This window comes from Bacillus cereus group sp. TH152-1LC (genome assembly GCF_027710505.1).
Taxonomy (GTDB): Bacteria; Bacillota; Bacilli; order Bacillales; family Bacillaceae_G; genus Bacillus_A; species Bacillus_A mobilis.
This window is the reverse complement of record NZ_JAQFNK010000001.1, coordinates 1,025,106-1,039,902: the sequence shown is the minus strand read 5'-3', so window position 1 is coordinate 1,039,902 and position 14,797 is coordinate 1,025,106. Positions and strand designations below refer to the sequence as shown.

Genomic DNA, 14,797 nt, shown 5'->3' with positions numbered 1-14,797 from the left:
AAAAGAAATGTAATTTATAATCTATAAAACTTAAAAAGGGGATAACAAAACAATGAAAAAAAATAAAATAGAACGATTTATGAAGGATGAAATTAACTTTTTAACTAAGGAAAAGGAAAGATGGAACCGATTTTTCCAGGAAAGATTAAACAATGTAGAGCCTAACGTCAGAAAGGTTTCAAAATTACTAATGGAAGTACAGATTGTTGATTTAAAAGCATGTTTTGTGGAATTTAAAGACAAAGACAATGACATGGTGCACGGAAGAGGGTATTATATAGCAAAGGTAGAATGGAAAGGAGAACAATTCTGTTTTACTAAGCATTTAAGAAATTGGAATGTTGATGGATATTTTAAAAGTCCAAATGACTTCTCCGCAATGCCATTAAGTGATAAATTTTCTCTCTCTTTAGAAGAATCTCGTGTGATGAGTAACCTTTTGGATGAATTTAATTTATCTAATAGCATTAATGAGTACAATGACATGAAATTTCACAATTCATCTCTTAAAAAATTAACTTTTTGGGAGAAAACGATTGTTAATAGAGGAGAGAAATCTAGGAAGAAATATGTGAAATTCCTAAAAACTTCACAAATGGTTACATTGATTCTTGTTTCTCCGTTCTACGTTCCATTTGTATTCTTAATGTTGATTACAAGAGGGAAACTGTTCGATTTAAAAATGATGCTTCCAATTAATCTGTTAATTGGGTTAGTATCATCTCCATTTGTTTTCTTTTTTGAGAGAGTCGGAGATAAAATTAGTTTTATGCAGAGTCTAAACAGATAATAAAACACTATAAAGAGATAGTGGTGCTAATAAAAAGTATAAATTATAGACATATTCAAAGGACAAAATCTTAATGGTTTTGTCCTTTTTCATTCATAAATGTGATGAGTTAGAAAAAAGCCCTCATAGGAGGACTTTTTATTTTGATTCATTTTCTTCTATTAATGTATTAAGAGCTTCAATTAGCTTCGAAGCTTCTTCCCAGTTTTGTACTGTAGCTCCAGAAGCCAACGGATGTCCGCCACCATTAAATTGATAAGCGACTTCGTTTATTACAATTTGTTTTGAGCGAATACGAACACGAATTTCTTCTGGATATTGGATAAAGAATACCCATACTTTATTACCTTCAATATTTGATAATGTACTAACTAAGTTTGCTGCTTCCACTTGGTTCACATCAAATTCTTTCATTACTTCATCAGTTACCTTGAAATATGCTACGCCCTGATTAGTTACTTCATGATTCAATAACACACTTCCTTGTAAACGAGCCACTTGACGAGATGATTTATATAACTCGTTATAAATGTCTTGTGGTGAAAAATCATATGATAATAATTCCCCGGTATATTTCATCGTTTGTTGAGTTGTGTTGTTGTATAAGAAACGTCCAGTATCACCAATAATACCAGCAAATAAGAGACGAGCAGCATCTTTACTTATATTGAATACATCTTGGTTATGTAGAGCTAATTCTGCAATCATTTCACTAGCAGAACTAAATTCTGTATCTACCCAAATTAAATCTCCATATGGTTCACGATTCGGGTGATGGTCAATTTTAATAAGTTTTTTACCCTTTTGGTATCGACTATCACTAATACGTTTTGTATTAGCCGTGTCACACACAATTACTAAAGCATCATGATACATTTCTTCAGAAATTTTATCCATGCGGTTTAAAAATGTTAAACCTTCGACTTCTTCACCAACTACATAAATCTTCTTTTCTGGAAAAGAAGTTTTTAATAGATGTTGTAATCCACCTTGAGAACCTAATGCGTCTGGGTCTGGATTAGCATGTCTATGAATAATAATTGTATCGAAATTTTGAATTTCATTGATAATTTGTTTTTGGATAGTTTGATTCATTGTATATTCTCCTTTTGGTGCATGTTTTTGTTATTGCATATATTATACATTCTTTTAAAAATAAGTTGTTGAAAAAGCAGAAAAACCTATTCTGCCTCTTATCTTTATTTCAACAAACGCATAGTTTGTGTGATAAGATAAATAAAAAATAGAAAATGGAGAGATTATTTATGGATATTAAGATTTACCAACTGAAAGATATGGAATTTGCTACGAAACTTATAGAATTTTATACAAACTCAAATGTAACAATTCTTAGGGATAATTATAAACTTATGTATGAATATGAAGATAAGAGCTTGTCGGGAAATTCTGATACGTGGGTTTTAAATCATATATGGAATAAATTTAATGACGAAAATAGACCGAATGGTGATAAAATGCGTTCCTTATCGATAAGTGATATAGTTGGAATTAATGATAATTACTATTTTTGTAACCTGCTAGATTGGAAAGAAGTTAAATTCAATGGGGAAGAATCACTACAAATCAGATAAATAATATTCAGCAAAAAAAAGTATGAATAGATTAAACATTAAATTAAGATAGACCACGTTATATATATACGTGGTCTTTTTTATGTGATACTTTACTTGCCAGTGTTTGAAGTTATATATGCAGTGGCATCTTATATGAATACAGCTTGCCGATTCATTATTTACACTTAACATTCTCTAATTACAATTCCATGAGATACTATTTCTTTTTTGTCTTCATAGTAAACTTTCACTTTAGCGTGTTTACCGACTACTTCTTTTAAGAAATTTTCTGCTTCTTTCTCATTTCTTGCACCTATTTTATATCTCCCTAATACAGTATAACCGCCATGACTTGCTTGCCCTCTATGATGAACAATATATGTTTTCGATTTTGGTTTGCTAGCCATTTGTTTCACCCCATTCAATTTTTCCTTATGTATTATGGATATAGGTTATGAATTTCTGGGTTTGCATACTTTTTATTTTTCTTTTCTATTTTTCATTCGAAAATACTCAATCGTAGTTGTAATCATCATACTAGCGATTATTGTTTCTAAAAATTTTATTTCATCTGTATGTAGTATTATAGCCATTATTCCAGAACCCACTATCGTTCCCAAAACATAAGCTGTATCATTGTATACATTTTTTATTGCTGTCGTTATCATACTTTTTCTCCTTTATCTTCAAACATATTTCGAAAGAATTGTAACATATTTTGAATTTCATTATGGGAGAAATATAATTTAATTACGAATTTAATAACCTTTTTATATTTTGAGAAATTGTAGAGGAATATGACAGACCAATGTTTAATTAATACAAAGGTCGTGCTACTTAAAAACAACAAAAGGGGAAAAAGCTATGTTACAGCAAATATCTGTGAATTACTTAAAACAACTGGACGATTATATTAAAGAAAACCTGGATACTATCACTTGTGATGAAGTACGAGAGTGCTATCAATCTTTTGTAGATACTTCTAAAGCATTAACAGGAATACATGCCAATTATAAAAGCCTACCAGAATACATTGTGCATCGTTTTGTATATCATTTATATGCCTATTATATTAACGCAAAGCAATACGACATTGTTACGAATCAAAAGTTTCTAAATAAGTATGTAGCAGGGAAGAACGAAATTGACATTGCTCTTATTAATCCAAATCAAGTAGGGAATACCAAAGAAGAATTTCAGGTATTAGGAGCGGTTTCAGTCAAAGCAGCTCATGCAGTGAAAATTGATGAAGATTTCCATAGGGCTAATAACTTGATATGGGGTGAGAATGAGGACCTTCAATATGTTTTGGTTACTTTTAATGATAAGTTTAACAAGGATGAAACCAAATATATAAGCGACCAGTATAAGATTATTAACCTTCAACGAGATAAAACAAAGATTTTCGCCCGCGAATTAAAAAACAAATTGGGGATATAATTAATAACAAAAATAAAGATGCGCAGACAGCCTTTGGAGAAATCTAAGGGCTTTTTTGGTGTTTATAAATGCGTTGCCGATTTGTCTAATAATCTAATTTATTACTATTTTTTATTCTTATAATGGAAAACTACGCTAAAATAGAATGAAAAACAAAAAAGGATGATGGAAATGAATATCGATAACAAAGTGAAAGAATTAAAAGTATTTCTTGGTGATAAAACAGTTTTGAAAGGTATATTTGGCACAGATGACCCAACACTCAAAAGAGCATTCGGGAATCCTTGGGGTTTAAATGAAACAGAATTACAAGAACAACGAATGGGTTATATGCAAACAGAAAAGAAACCAATAGAAAAACCTGATACACCAAAACCGTATAGACCACGGAAGTCAACGATTTCAAGTTTGAGAGAAGCTTCGATATCGATTCAAAAACCATTGAATTCTCACTTAAGAACTGTAAGTCCTTTTCCTATACACAATGATACAACTGAACATATGCATTACAAAATGTACAGTGTTCGTGGTACAGGAAGAAAAGTGTTAGAATCATTACTTTCTTTTTCATCTCAACAATTATGTGCAATGGAACCATCTACAAAAGAAGAAGTAATAGAAGCTTCTTTATTTGCTATTAAACAAGCGGTACGAAAGTATAGAAGCTCTTTCTTTCACAAAGGTTTTATGTTTGAGGATGATTTTGAAGAAAATAAGTTGAAATACTTACTTGAAAATGGTGACGAACCAATTATTGTATCCGAAGATGACTATAAATTTTTAGAAGAACACTATATGACTGCTATGAATAAGTTAATCCATCGAATGTTTGAAGAAGCATATTCTTCTGAAAGAGCAGGGAAGTTAAACTTTGTTGAAGTAGACGGTGATGAATTTTTCGAATTTATACATTCATGTGCAAAACGATTTTCATATTTAAATAGAAGCGTTTTCTCTTCTTTGTCGCTGCACTATAAATTAGATTCGGTATATGTAATAGATGAAAAAGATATCGATTTCTCATCATATCACGTTTTACAATGTTGTCCGATTACAGAACATCTTAAAGAATTGAAAATGGATAATAAGGGAAGCTCATGGCTTTATGATTTAAACGAAATTATTTGCATAGAGCCTTCTAGATTATTTAAATTGTTAACAAAAGAAAATTATGTTCATTTTATGCATGAAACAATGTCTTATTTGAAATTATCTTTAGGACAAGATATGAATTCCTTCGGAAATTCCAATGAAAACTTCGTTGCAGCTTTAAGTAAAAATATCTATAAAGAAGATACACCTAAGTTTTATGAGCGACTGTTTTATCATTTTGAGTATTATATGGAAATGCAAAAACAACAAACAAATTAGTTTTTATTTTTATTTACTGACATTCAATTTATATTAGAAAAAGCAGAGGGAAATATTTCTCTGCTTTTTAAGTATTTAATTTCATTGTTTTTTATATTCTTCCAAACTCACCACAAGAACAATATCCAATCTTTTCGTTACAAATAGGGCAGGGGATGTATTCACCGTTAGTTACATCATTAATCCCTTCGAAAACTTGAAGATACTTATTCGTTTTTATATCATATACACGAAAAACGCTGACTTGAATACGATGGTCCAATGTTACGACAGAAGATAATCCCCAATTCATAACATCAGTAACAATATATGCTCCTTGTTCATAGAACCAATTTTTATGTTCTTCTGGAATGGCTTCTATTGAGTTTACACCGCCCATTATTCCTTCATCGTTCTCAATATACCAATCTATCTTAACTAGTTTCCCAATGTAAGGATTAGATTCCATTCCTTTTTTCGTAAACTTCTTTTTATTCTTCATGATGTTGTGAACCCACTCTGATTTTTGCGCAACATTAAACATTCATTTCTCTCCTTTAGATTATTTGTTTTTAGTCACTATGAATTTATGATTTATCTAGCAGCTGCAATCTTAGAGACTAATGTGTTATTACCAATCAAATAGTAACCTTTTTCGCAATTTCTGATTTCGTATATATCTTTTCTAGAAAATACTTTGACTTCTTTTTTGGATAAAAACTCAGAAATATAATCGTGAATAAATTCTTTATAAACATCCTCGTTTATGATTGCTTCGTTTACTACATTACCTTTACCTGTATATTGATAAACGACAAAGGGTTGATTTTGATAGAAAATAACATTTAGTTGTCTAGTTCGTCCATCATTACATAAATCTAACACATATGATTTCTCTTTTAAGTTCGTATTTGTTTCCATCTCGATTTTAGAAACATTAATTCCGTTTAATGGTTCAAAAATTTCAAATTCATCAAAGGGCATGTAATAATCATACTCCTCAATAACTTTCAAATTCAAAATTTCATCAATGGTTAATTGCATCATTACCCATCTCCTTATGTTATTTTAAAAATCTTATCATGAATTTCCATAAATAGTCTAAAGTAAAATCAGAAAAATAAAAAATCGTTGAAAATATATCAGGGTCTTTTCAGAGGTGCAAAACACTAATTCACAACGTAATTAAAACAAGATTTAGCTAATAAAATGAAGAAAAACCACAAGGAACTTAGCCCTTTGTGGTTTTTGTTATCTTATTGTCTTTTCGTTTCGAACAGTCAAATTAAATGTTGATGCTCAAATTTATCACTAATTTTATGTGCATGCTCCTCATTACTTACAAAGTAAGCAACACAATCTTTTAAGTTTTTACAGTTTTCATATTGTTCTTTATGATTACCCTTTAGTATATAAAATACCTGTCTTTCATTATCTCCTATTGTTATAACTAAAGCCGTTGTATCTATTCCATAATCTCGGTGAGAAGGGTTGTAACTGATATAATACTTTTCTTCCTCACTATTTTTTGTGATTGTGTTGTTTATCATAATTGGTACCCCGTTAAAAAACTTTATCATTTAAAAGCACTCCTTTTCCTTCAATCGCAATTTATTTTAAAGTCAAATCTATATTAATTTTAGCAAGAATTTTTTATTTTTGGAAAAAAACTGAAATTTTCTCTTCAGCTATTGGATATAAATGATATTATTTGTAATTCATTTCATCAATATGCTTTCACATATTAGAAAAAAATGTTTTCGATAATATATTAATCTAAATATTAAATTTATGTGATATAATTAGAAAAATAAAAAGGAGGATGTTAATATGTTTTCTTTGAGATAGCTTATTATTGAAAGTGAAGAATTTATAAAAATAATAAAAAAGGATGGATGATAAGTATGAGTCGTGAAGGAAAACTTATAAAAGAAATAAACAGGGCATTAAATTGGATTGAATGCAATGTAAGAATAGAAAACAAACAGGGTTATAACGATGCGAACAAAGATGCAGAGAACTTATTTTGTGGATTATTAAATTTAATTTATGGTTATAGTTTGAAAAACTTGAATCATGAATCACAAAATACACCTGGCATTGATTTAGGCGATAAACAATCTAGAGTTTGTTATCAAATTACTTCTGAAAACAAACGAGAAAAAATTAAAGACTCAATTGAAAAATTCATAAATCACAAGTTTGATAATACGTACGATGAATTAGTTGTTTTAATAATAGGATACAAGAAAAAATTTCATCCTTTTAAAGACTACCACTTTAAATTAGATGTTGTTGGTATAGAAGAAATAGGAAAAGAAATCGATGAAAGAGAAATAGACGAAAAAGAAGAGATTTTACAATATTTAAAGAGGAACGTTCCTGATTTCATCCTATATGAAAGTGAGTATACAGACGTCGTTCTAAAAACAGGGGATAATTATGCAAGTTTTTTAAATGTCTTCTCCAATGAAGAATATTATGACGAAGATACAATCTTTGTAAATGAATTTGCTGAAACATTAAGTGAATTAGACAGAAACACAAGAAAACTCATTTATAAAATTATGAAACACTCAACCAAAGTGGATGATGATGGAATTTATTTCGATTATTATGAGGTATTAAAGCATTCAAAATTGGAAGAGGAGATATTCTTAAAAGAATTAAATATATTGCAAAACAAAAAGTTAATTGATACTCCTAGTGTTGGACTAGATATTTTCGACCAAATATACGATTTGAGCGACAAAGAGAAATATGAGAAAGCTCCTGTAAGACTTTCTTATGATAAGGATTGTATTGAATTATTAAGTAATATTTATAAGTTTTTAAAGGGTGCGTCGGAGAACAAAAAAGATTTCAAAGCATCTCTCAAAAGATTGATTATGCAATTAGATTTTACATTGTTAGACTAATAAAACATGTGAAGGGGCTCAATAGAGCCTCTTTTTTTATTGTTTTCAAGGGTACCTTCATACCTATAACTAAGTAAACAACAAGTATTTTGCAATAAGGAGCAGCGGAAGTTGTTACAAAAAGTAGGGAATTACATTTTTTGGACAAAATACATTCTAAATGATTTGTAGAGAAATAAACTTATATTTTTAACTGAAAAAGAGGGATACAATGAAAAAAATACCACTATATAAAATAGTAACAACAGTGATTATCTTTTTGTTACTGGTGTTAACTTTTGATATTGCACAAAGCGAAATGATTAATACAGGTGCAGGACCAGAAAACTTTTCTGCTGCGGCTTTCATTAAACATATTTATCATGGGTTAGTACAAAAAGTAGGGAATTACATCTTTTGGACAAAATACATCCTAAATGGATTTTGACGCGATAAACTTATATTTCAAACTTGAAAGGAGGTAATATAATGAAAAAACTATCACTATTTAGAATAGTGACGATAGCAATTATCTTCATGTTACTGGAGTTGACTTTTAATATTGCACAAAACGATATGGTTAATACAGGTGTAGGACCAGCAAATCCTACTTCTGTGGATTTAATTAAATATATTTATCATTGGTTTTTCTAAAAACAAATTAGACTATTAATAATTTGGAAAGATTGTTTTTATTTAAAATCATAATTAAAACAAAAGAACATACATTCGTTAATTGTTATATATATGTTATAATATCCTTAAGTTAACTTTAAAAAGGGGGATTAAAATGAGTGAGGAAAGTTGTGTAATTAGTAATTTTAAACAATATTCATCTTGGTTAAGCACATTAGAAGATATGGACAAGGAATTATGGTCTACACCGATAAACAAAGGCAAATGGTCTGTAAGCGAGATAATAGCACATCTTATGAATTGGGATAAACATTTATTATCAGAAGTTCTCCCATCGGTACGAAAAGAAAAGGGGATGAATTTTCCGGATTTTGATTCCTATAATAAAAAAGCATCTGATTATGCAAAATCAGGTATATCACAATTGAAAATTCTTGAAGAAGCGAGAAATACGAGGGAGCTACTTATAAAAGAGCTAAACGAGATGCCAGTTGAAACGTTAAATAAACAATTAACAGCTAACGGAGCAACGCATTGCCCACATACAGGAACACCTTATTCTCTTATATATATTATTAAAGAATTTACGGACCACGATAACCATCACAAAAGACAAATCACAGCATTCTTAAAAGAAAACAACTTGGACTAATTCAAGTTGTTTTTTATGTACTTCTTATCGTTAAAGAAACAACAATCTATACGAAAGCAGCCCCTATTCTTCATATAAATAACCTTCCTAACTCGGAAAAGATAGATAATAGGGGACGATGCTAATTTGTTAAGTAATTCCCTAATACAATCATAGGTGAAAATAAAAATTGTTGACTCTACTGAAAAATGGTGTATAAAATTCATAAAAAAACAGATGCAAGGAGCAAACTAATTTATGAAAAATATATTAGGAATATTTATGTTATTTTTTATGTTCATCGCGGCAGCAGTTTTTTTCTACCTCGATAATAAACACCAAGACAGTTCAGGATTGGTTGTTAATAATTTTTTGACACTAACATTCATTATTGGATGTGTGATTGTATTAATGAAAGCATCCGATGAATTAAAAAAAGAAATTGATGAAACAGATAGTTCTTATTAATTAATAAGAGCTTTTTTGTATGAAAATATTTATTATGATTTTTTTGGTGAGAAATATATAAATAATCACAATTCATAAACCTGCACGCGAACACCAGTTTGATTGGTAATGATAATTAAACCTTATCTTTAATAAACTCAGAAAAAATGTGGTTTTTCCTACCTTTTTAAAAGGGTTATTTTTTGAATTAAAATAAAACATCCGATAAATTAATCATCAGTAAAGGCATTATATGATTTTATCTCGTTTTTGATTGTTTTTAGGTTTTAGTGGTAAATTCTTAGAGAATGATTGTAAGTTAATTACATATTTATCCAACTGAACTTCTTGTTTTAAAATATTTACTTTTTACTATATTATAAAAAGCATGATATTATGAATTCAAAAAAGGTGGATTTCAAATGGAAAACAAAAAAGGAATCGTCATAAATTTAGAAGAAGAATATAATGAATTGTTCAATATTCTTGTTAATAAAATAAATTATTTACAAATTAAAGAGCAATTATTAAATTTTGCATTTGATTTAGAAATTAAAGAAAGTCCTGAAAAAAGAATAAAGTATTTTCAAAACATCAAAATAATCTCACAATGCTGCAAAGAATCTTCTGATAAAGAATTAATTCGATTAGCAGAGGCAATTGAAAAATCATTATCACGTAGCCATATTGCATCAAAACCAGATTTTGAAAAATATGGTTTCATAGATTTATTTAAAGGATTTTTCAAGTTGCTAACAGGTCAGGAAGAAAAGGTTTATGTTAATATAAGCAAGTCTATCGAGAATATTACGGAGCATGTCTTTGAGATGTTAGAAATCATTGAAATTTTTGAGGGAAAAACCAATCGTACAATCGTTCTACCTTCTTAACAAAGAAAATATTTAAATATCTATAGGGAGTCGCATGACTCTCTTTTTTTCATTTTAAGCGAAATAGTTCCTTCTAATCCACGAACGAGCAGCATAAAAAAATAAAAACCTATTATTTGGAAAATTATGATAAGATGATTATAGAATTTTCAAACAATAAAAAAGGTGGATGTTGAAATGAAAAAAATATTCTTGCTATTATTTATTCTAATGACGATGCTTTTAGGTGCCTGTAGTTTTAGTGTTAAAAATACTTGGGTGTTAGAAAAGGATAGGATTGCTGAAGCGAGCGATGTAGAGAGTTATGCAAAACGACTACAAAATGACAAGGTAGATTTCCGAGGTTATAAAGTTCTTACAATATCCGAAGGGAAAAAGATGATAGTTGTTTCAACTGGTTCGACTGATAAAACTTTGGAACTTACGAAGGCAGATGTTTCTGATAACAATACAACAATATTAGTCAAAGAAAAAAATAAGAAATCCGACGAGAAGAATCCTTTTATTTTAATAGGCATAAACGAGATAAAAGGGAAATTAAAAGTGGTTAACCAGAGCGGAGATGAATTTAAATCGGATGAATAAATGTGAAGAGATTACGCAGTTAACAGAAAAGGAGCTTGAATAAGATATTCAAGCTCCTTTTTTAATTTGTTATTATACTAATGTATGTGCATAGTTTCTATGGAATGCTATCCAATCCTCAAGGTCCATTTTGGCATGCTTAGCAAATTTCTTTGCGAGTTTCATTACAATATGTTCTGTTTCCGGAAAACCTATCAATTCCATGCCTTTTGGTATTTTCCCTAGAATATACTTATCCCGCCCAAGTCGGAAGTGGATGCGTTGAAATTGCTCTGTTGTTAAATCTATTACACTTTCTTGAATTGAAATCCATGCATGCAAACCAGCATACGGTCGTTCTTGTGTGAAAGGTTTGCCAAGAGAGTCTACGCCCATACCTAACATTGGGATAGAAAGGGTGCATTTAGCCATACCTTGTACGTATTGGATATTTTCTTTACGCACTACATCATCAGAAGTTAGGAGCAAATACAAAACGACAGAGTTATAAATGCAACATCCTTCATTGTCCCATCTTACAGCGTCTTCCTCTAAGTCTTTAGGCATAATTCCAGTAACTGTATTAGCGTACAAGTATTTTGCATAGGCTATGTAGCGGTCAAACAAATCTTTATTCTGGATTGCTGCCTGGTCAATCTCTTTACTACCATATACTTTACTTTTGCCTTTGGTGTAAGAATGGCTTCTATACCATTTTTGAGAAAAAATATTATTAATATACTTATATTCGCCATCTTTTTTTTCAATAACTTCATAATCTGCCATGCATTCTCCTACCTTCATATTTCGATTTATACGTAAAATGTATATACAAAGTATAGCAGATGAAGATTTTGTTTTCAAATAGCATACCTGAGACTTCTGTTATTTCTATTTAACTAAATAAAAAGATACATTTTTAACTATTTTGAATTATAATTTAATAGTAAATAAAAATAAGCATTTGAAAGGAAGAGGAGAAATGAAACGTATTTCTACATTATTGTTGTCTGCAAGCCTTATTACTGTATTAGGAGCTTGTCAAAAAGACAATAGCACCGCTAGTACATCAGAAAACAAAGAAATCCAAACAGAGGATGTAGCTAAGGATGCTACTATTATTCGCGGAAAAGGGGAACCTCGTCTTATGTCGACATTTCCGATGATTACGTTGAATCCAGGGAAAGCTACTATTAAGGTGAAGGTAAAAGACTTAAACAAATCAGAAACTTTTTCAGCGGCAGTATTTCAACATTTAGAAGGTACTGGTTCAACTACTAGTATAGCTTCTGTTTCTGGAAAAGGTGACTTTTCTCAGTCAGAATCATTCGATGTACCTTCAGAAGGAAATTACGATGTTAATATTAGCGGATATAAAATATCCCCAGATTTCAAAGGTGATTGGGAAGTGAGTATTGAACAAAAACCTAAAAAGGAGAAAGGTTACGATAAACAACTTCGATTAACAAATATAACGCAGCAAATCGGAGGGGAATTTGATTCATCTACCGCACCAAAGGATGAGTATAAAAAAGATGCAGGTTATGGTGCTGCTATGAGTAACTTTACTATCTTAGATAAAAATTCAATATCGTTCCAAACACTGAAGGATGGTAAATTTGTTATTACTGAAATGAAAAATGGCAAATGGACTAAGGTTGAAAAGGACACAGGTAAAACACAATCATATATAGATGAAGCTAGAGAAAAGTATAGTGATTTTGATTATATATCGGACATTTCCACAAATAAAGGAGCAGGTGTATTAGTTTCTTATGGTGGAAAGCATTATATTGTATTTGAAAATCTAAATGCTGCACCAGAAGAAGTAAAGATTACTGGGGAGCTTGCTAATCTATTATTAAGCAAAGATGAAAAAGATGTTTATTGGAACTTTGATAATAAAATGGTATACACAATTGTAACTGATTATCGTTCTGACGAAAAAAACAAATGGTTGATGCATCGTTATGATTTGAATAAGCAAAAGTTTATTGCTGATGCAAATGGAAGTCAAACAACCCCAATGCCTTTTGGACATACTTCAGAGAGAATGAGATTTGCTAATGATAAAAAAGGTAATCTATATATCGCTTCGTTACCAGCAAGTGCTACAGATGGTTCTAATTCATATAGTGTGACGGTAGCAACATTTAATAAAGACATGAAAATGCTTGCGAAGCCAACTAGAGTAAGCGCTATTTATGATTATTTTGATAAAGGTCGTTTTGAGATTGCTGCAACTGATAAAGGGGTAGATATCTGGAACGTTTACGATGCGAGAGTTGTTAATGGAAATAGCTATACTGAGCCTCTTAAGGTTGGAGCAAATCGTTTCTCTTTAACACTTCAATAGAAATTATAAAAACAATTACAAAAGACCACGATTAATAATAATATCGTGGTCTTGTTTTATTTGATGTATGTTTCATTTTGTATATTATGTATCAAGATTTCTGGTATTCGTGTTTTAAAACTTGAGCTAAAATCGGAGCAACTTTTTCACAAAATACTCGGCATTTATAATCTTCTTGTCTTTCTACAAACTCTTCAAACCAAGGTTCATCTGATATCACATCTTTTTTTATGCCAATGGCAAATTTACTAGAGTATAAATCATAAAAATAGCCTAGTGTTACATCTTCATAATTTGAAAATGATTCTATTTCTTCCCACAATTCACGCGCTTCATCTTCATCAATATTGCGATTATAGCGTGCTTTTAACACAAGTTTTTGCATATTTTCAGCCGTTTTCTCTGTATCAACAAAGTTATTAAACGAACTATCTTCTAAATTTCCAAACAAGTAATCGTTATGTTTACTGAATATGTCAATTAAGTATTGGATAAAATCATCTTTTGTTGCTCCCCAGCTATAAGAATATGTTTCATTATATAAGCGAGCAGTAAAATTCTTATTTTGTTCATCTACGATTAATTCACAAAATTCATGACCATTTGTAAATGTACTATCTAGTTTTATACGGAAACTTCTTATTGTACGTGTTTCTACCTCTTTAACTCCTTGAATTAACATGTTTCATTCTCCTTATACAATGTTTTTTATTCCATGTCTTGCAAATTATACTACGATTTTTGAAGTATTTACGAATTAATTGTCGAATTATGTAATTATAACTCTATATTCTGGATTGCCAAAAACGACTAGCTGCTACTGTGTATAGTTCAAAAATTAATGGAATTTCATAGGTGAAAAAAGCGAACTGTAGTAGTTCGCTTTTTTGTCTTTATTTTGTTATTTGTAGAAAACATGAAACATCATAGAACCATTATTAAATTTAGCAGTTCCAAGAAAATTATATTCAGTAATTACATCAGGAATTGGTACACCCGTGCCATACACTCTAACATCCTTGTACTCTTTCTCTGTCTGTTCTGTGTTAACCATAGCGTAAACTACGATGTCATCACCTTGAGTTTCTGTAGATAATATTTGTGCATCCAAAGGAACTTCTAACACCTGAGTTTCTTGAGTTTTTAATGCAAATTTCCAAACACTATACATTTATAATTCTCTCCTTTTGTTTATGTATTTACCTAATTATACCTTGCTTTC

Annotated in this window: 21 protein-coding genes; 12 read left to right on the top strand and 9 right to left on the bottom strand. The window is 30.1% G+C overall.

The genetic code is table 11. The features are described 5' to 3' along the window. The first annotated feature begins 52 nt into the window (after nt 1–52). Nucleotides 53–790: a hypothetical protein gene (locus tag PDL00_RS05805; protein ID WP_270727417.1), complete on the top strand. Its 738-nt coding sequence runs from the start codon at nt 53–55 to the stop codon at nt 788–790. Between the two features lie 138 nt (nt 791–928). On the opposite strand, the gene PDL00_RS05800 is transcribed toward PDL00_RS05805, so the two are convergent. Beyond that, on the bottom strand, nt 929–1,873 hold the full coding sequence (locus tag PDL00_RS05800; RefSeq protein ID WP_270727820.1) for a DHH family phosphoesterase: 945 nt from the start codon (nt 1,871–1,873) through the stop codon (nt 929–931). A 182-nt stretch (nt 1,874–2,055) separates the two neighbouring features. Here PDL00_RS05800 and PDL00_RS05795 point away from each other — a divergent pair, with 182 nt between their 5' ends. After that, entirely contained in the window at nt 2,056–2,382 is a 327-nt protein-coding gene (locus PDL00_RS05795) for a YodL domain-containing protein (protein WP_270727414.1), read from the top strand. Nucleotides 2,383–2,549: 167 nt separating this feature from the next. On the opposite strand, the gene PDL00_RS05790 is transcribed toward PDL00_RS05795, so the two are convergent. Next, nucleotides 2,550–2,771 (bottom strand): hypothetical protein, encoded by a 222-nt coding sequence (locus PDL00_RS05790; protein WP_270727411.1) that lies wholly within the window; start codon nt 2,769–2,771, stop codon nt 2,550–2,552. Nucleotides 2,772–2,843: 72 nt separating this feature from the next. Continuing rightward, nucleotides 2,844–3,032 (bottom strand): hypothetical protein, encoded by a 189-nt coding sequence (locus PDL00_RS05785; RefSeq protein ID WP_270727408.1) that lies wholly within the window; start codon nt 3,030–3,032, stop codon nt 2,844–2,846. A gap of 196 nt (nt 3,033–3,228) precedes the next feature. Here PDL00_RS05785 and PDL00_RS05780 point away from each other — a divergent pair, with 196 nt between their 5' ends. Together PDL00_RS05780 and PDL00_RS05775 are read left to right on the top strand one after the other, a co-directional pair. Then, nucleotides 3,229–3,804 (top strand): hypothetical protein, encoded by a 576-nt coding sequence (locus PDL00_RS05780; RefSeq protein WP_270727404.1) that lies wholly within the window; start codon nt 3,229–3,231, stop codon nt 3,802–3,804. A gap of 171 nt (nt 3,805–3,975) precedes the next feature. Further along, nucleotides 3,976–5,175, top strand: coding sequence for a hypothetical protein (locus PDL00_RS05775; RefSeq protein WP_270727402.1), 1,200 nt, complete (start codon nt 3,976–3,978; stop codon nt 5,173–5,175). A gap of 91 nt (nt 5,176–5,266) precedes the next feature. Here PDL00_RS05775 and PDL00_RS05770 read toward each other — a convergent pair whose 3' ends face one another. From PDL00_RS05770 to PDL00_RS05760, 3 genes are all read right to left on the bottom strand, one after another. Next, nucleotides 5,267–5,698 carry a hypothetical protein gene (locus tag PDL00_RS05770; RefSeq protein ID WP_270727400.1) on the bottom strand — a complete coding sequence of 144 codons (432 nt, stop codon included), beginning with the start codon at nt 5,696–5,698 and terminating at the stop codon, nt 5,267–5,269. 50 nt (nt 5,699–5,748) lie between these two features. After that, nucleotides 5,749–6,201, bottom strand: coding sequence for a hypothetical protein (locus tag PDL00_RS05765; protein WP_270727398.1), 453 nt, complete (start codon nt 6,199–6,201; stop codon nt 5,749–5,751). A 233-nt stretch (nt 6,202–6,434) separates the two neighbouring features. Then, on the bottom strand, nt 6,435–6,734 hold the full coding sequence (locus PDL00_RS05760; RefSeq protein WP_270727396.1) for a hypothetical protein: 300 nt from the start codon (nt 6,732–6,734) through the stop codon (nt 6,435–6,437). Nucleotides 6,735–7,058: 324 nt separating this feature from the next. Between PDL00_RS05760 and PDL00_RS05755 the strand changes: the two genes are divergently transcribed. The 7 genes from PDL00_RS05755 to PDL00_RS05725 all read left to right on the top strand — a co-directional run bounded on the left by PDL00_RS05755 (nt 7,059) and on the right by PDL00_RS05725 (nt 11,240). Then, nucleotides 7,059–8,072: an SMEK domain-containing protein gene (locus PDL00_RS05755; RefSeq protein ID WP_270727394.1), complete on the top strand. Its 1,014-nt coding sequence runs from the start codon at nt 7,059–7,061 to the stop codon at nt 8,070–8,072. 211 nt (nt 8,073–8,283) lie between these two features. Continuing rightward, the gene (locus tag PDL00_RS05750; RefSeq protein ID WP_270727392.1) at nt 8,284–8,499 is read left to right on the top strand and encodes a hypothetical protein; all 216 of its coding nucleotides are present in this window, start codon (nt 8,284–8,286) and stop codon (nt 8,497–8,499) included. A 41-nt stretch (nt 8,500–8,540) separates the two neighbouring features. After that, nucleotides 8,541–8,705: a hypothetical protein gene (locus tag PDL00_RS05745; protein ID WP_270727390.1), complete on the top strand. Its 165-nt coding sequence runs from the start codon at nt 8,541–8,543 to the stop codon at nt 8,703–8,705. Between the two features lie 136 nt (nt 8,706–8,841). Continuing rightward, a complete protein-coding gene (locus tag PDL00_RS05740; RefSeq protein WP_270727387.1) occupies nt 8,842–9,339 on the top strand; it encodes a DinB family protein in 498 nt (165 codons plus the stop codon). Nucleotides 9,340–9,576: 237 nt separating this feature from the next. Beyond that, nucleotides 9,577–9,786: a hypothetical protein gene (locus tag PDL00_RS05735; protein ID WP_270727385.1), complete on the top strand. Its 210-nt coding sequence runs from the start codon at nt 9,577–9,579 to the stop codon at nt 9,784–9,786. A gap of 401 nt (nt 9,787–10,187) precedes the next feature. Beyond that, nucleotides 10,188–10,655, top strand: coding sequence for a hypothetical protein (locus PDL00_RS05730; RefSeq protein ID WP_270727384.1), 468 nt, complete (start codon nt 10,188–10,190; stop codon nt 10,653–10,655). Nucleotides 10,656–10,832: 177 nt separating this feature from the next. Then, a complete protein-coding gene (locus PDL00_RS05725) occupies nt 10,833–11,240 on the top strand; it encodes a hypothetical protein (RefSeq protein WP_270727382.1) in 408 nt (135 codons plus the stop codon). Nucleotides 11,241–11,312: 72 nt separating this feature from the next. Here PDL00_RS05725 and PDL00_RS05720 read toward each other — a convergent pair whose 3' ends face one another. Then, nucleotides 11,313–12,005: a hypothetical protein gene (locus tag PDL00_RS05720; RefSeq protein ID WP_270727379.1), complete on the bottom strand. Its 693-nt coding sequence runs from the start codon at nt 12,003–12,005 to the stop codon at nt 11,313–11,315. A gap of 196 nt (nt 12,006–12,201) precedes the next feature. Between PDL00_RS05720 and PDL00_RS05715 the strand changes: the two genes are divergently transcribed. Further along, nucleotides 12,202–13,575: a hypothetical protein gene (locus PDL00_RS05715; protein WP_270727377.1), complete on the top strand. Its 1,374-nt coding sequence runs from the start codon at nt 12,202–12,204 to the stop codon at nt 13,573–13,575. Between the two features lie 91 nt (nt 13,576–13,666). Here the strand turns inward: PDL00_RS05715 and PDL00_RS05710 are convergent, their stop codons facing one another. After that, nucleotides 13,667–14,257, bottom strand: coding sequence for a hypothetical protein (locus PDL00_RS05710; RefSeq protein WP_270727374.1), 591 nt, complete (start codon nt 14,255–14,257; stop codon nt 13,667–13,669). A 219-nt stretch (nt 14,258–14,476) separates the two neighbouring features. Continuing rightward, entirely contained in the window at nt 14,477–14,746 is a 270-nt protein-coding gene (locus tag PDL00_RS05705) for a DUF7352 domain-containing protein (RefSeq protein WP_270727372.1), read from the bottom strand. Nucleotides 14,747–14,797: the final 51 nt, after the last annotated feature.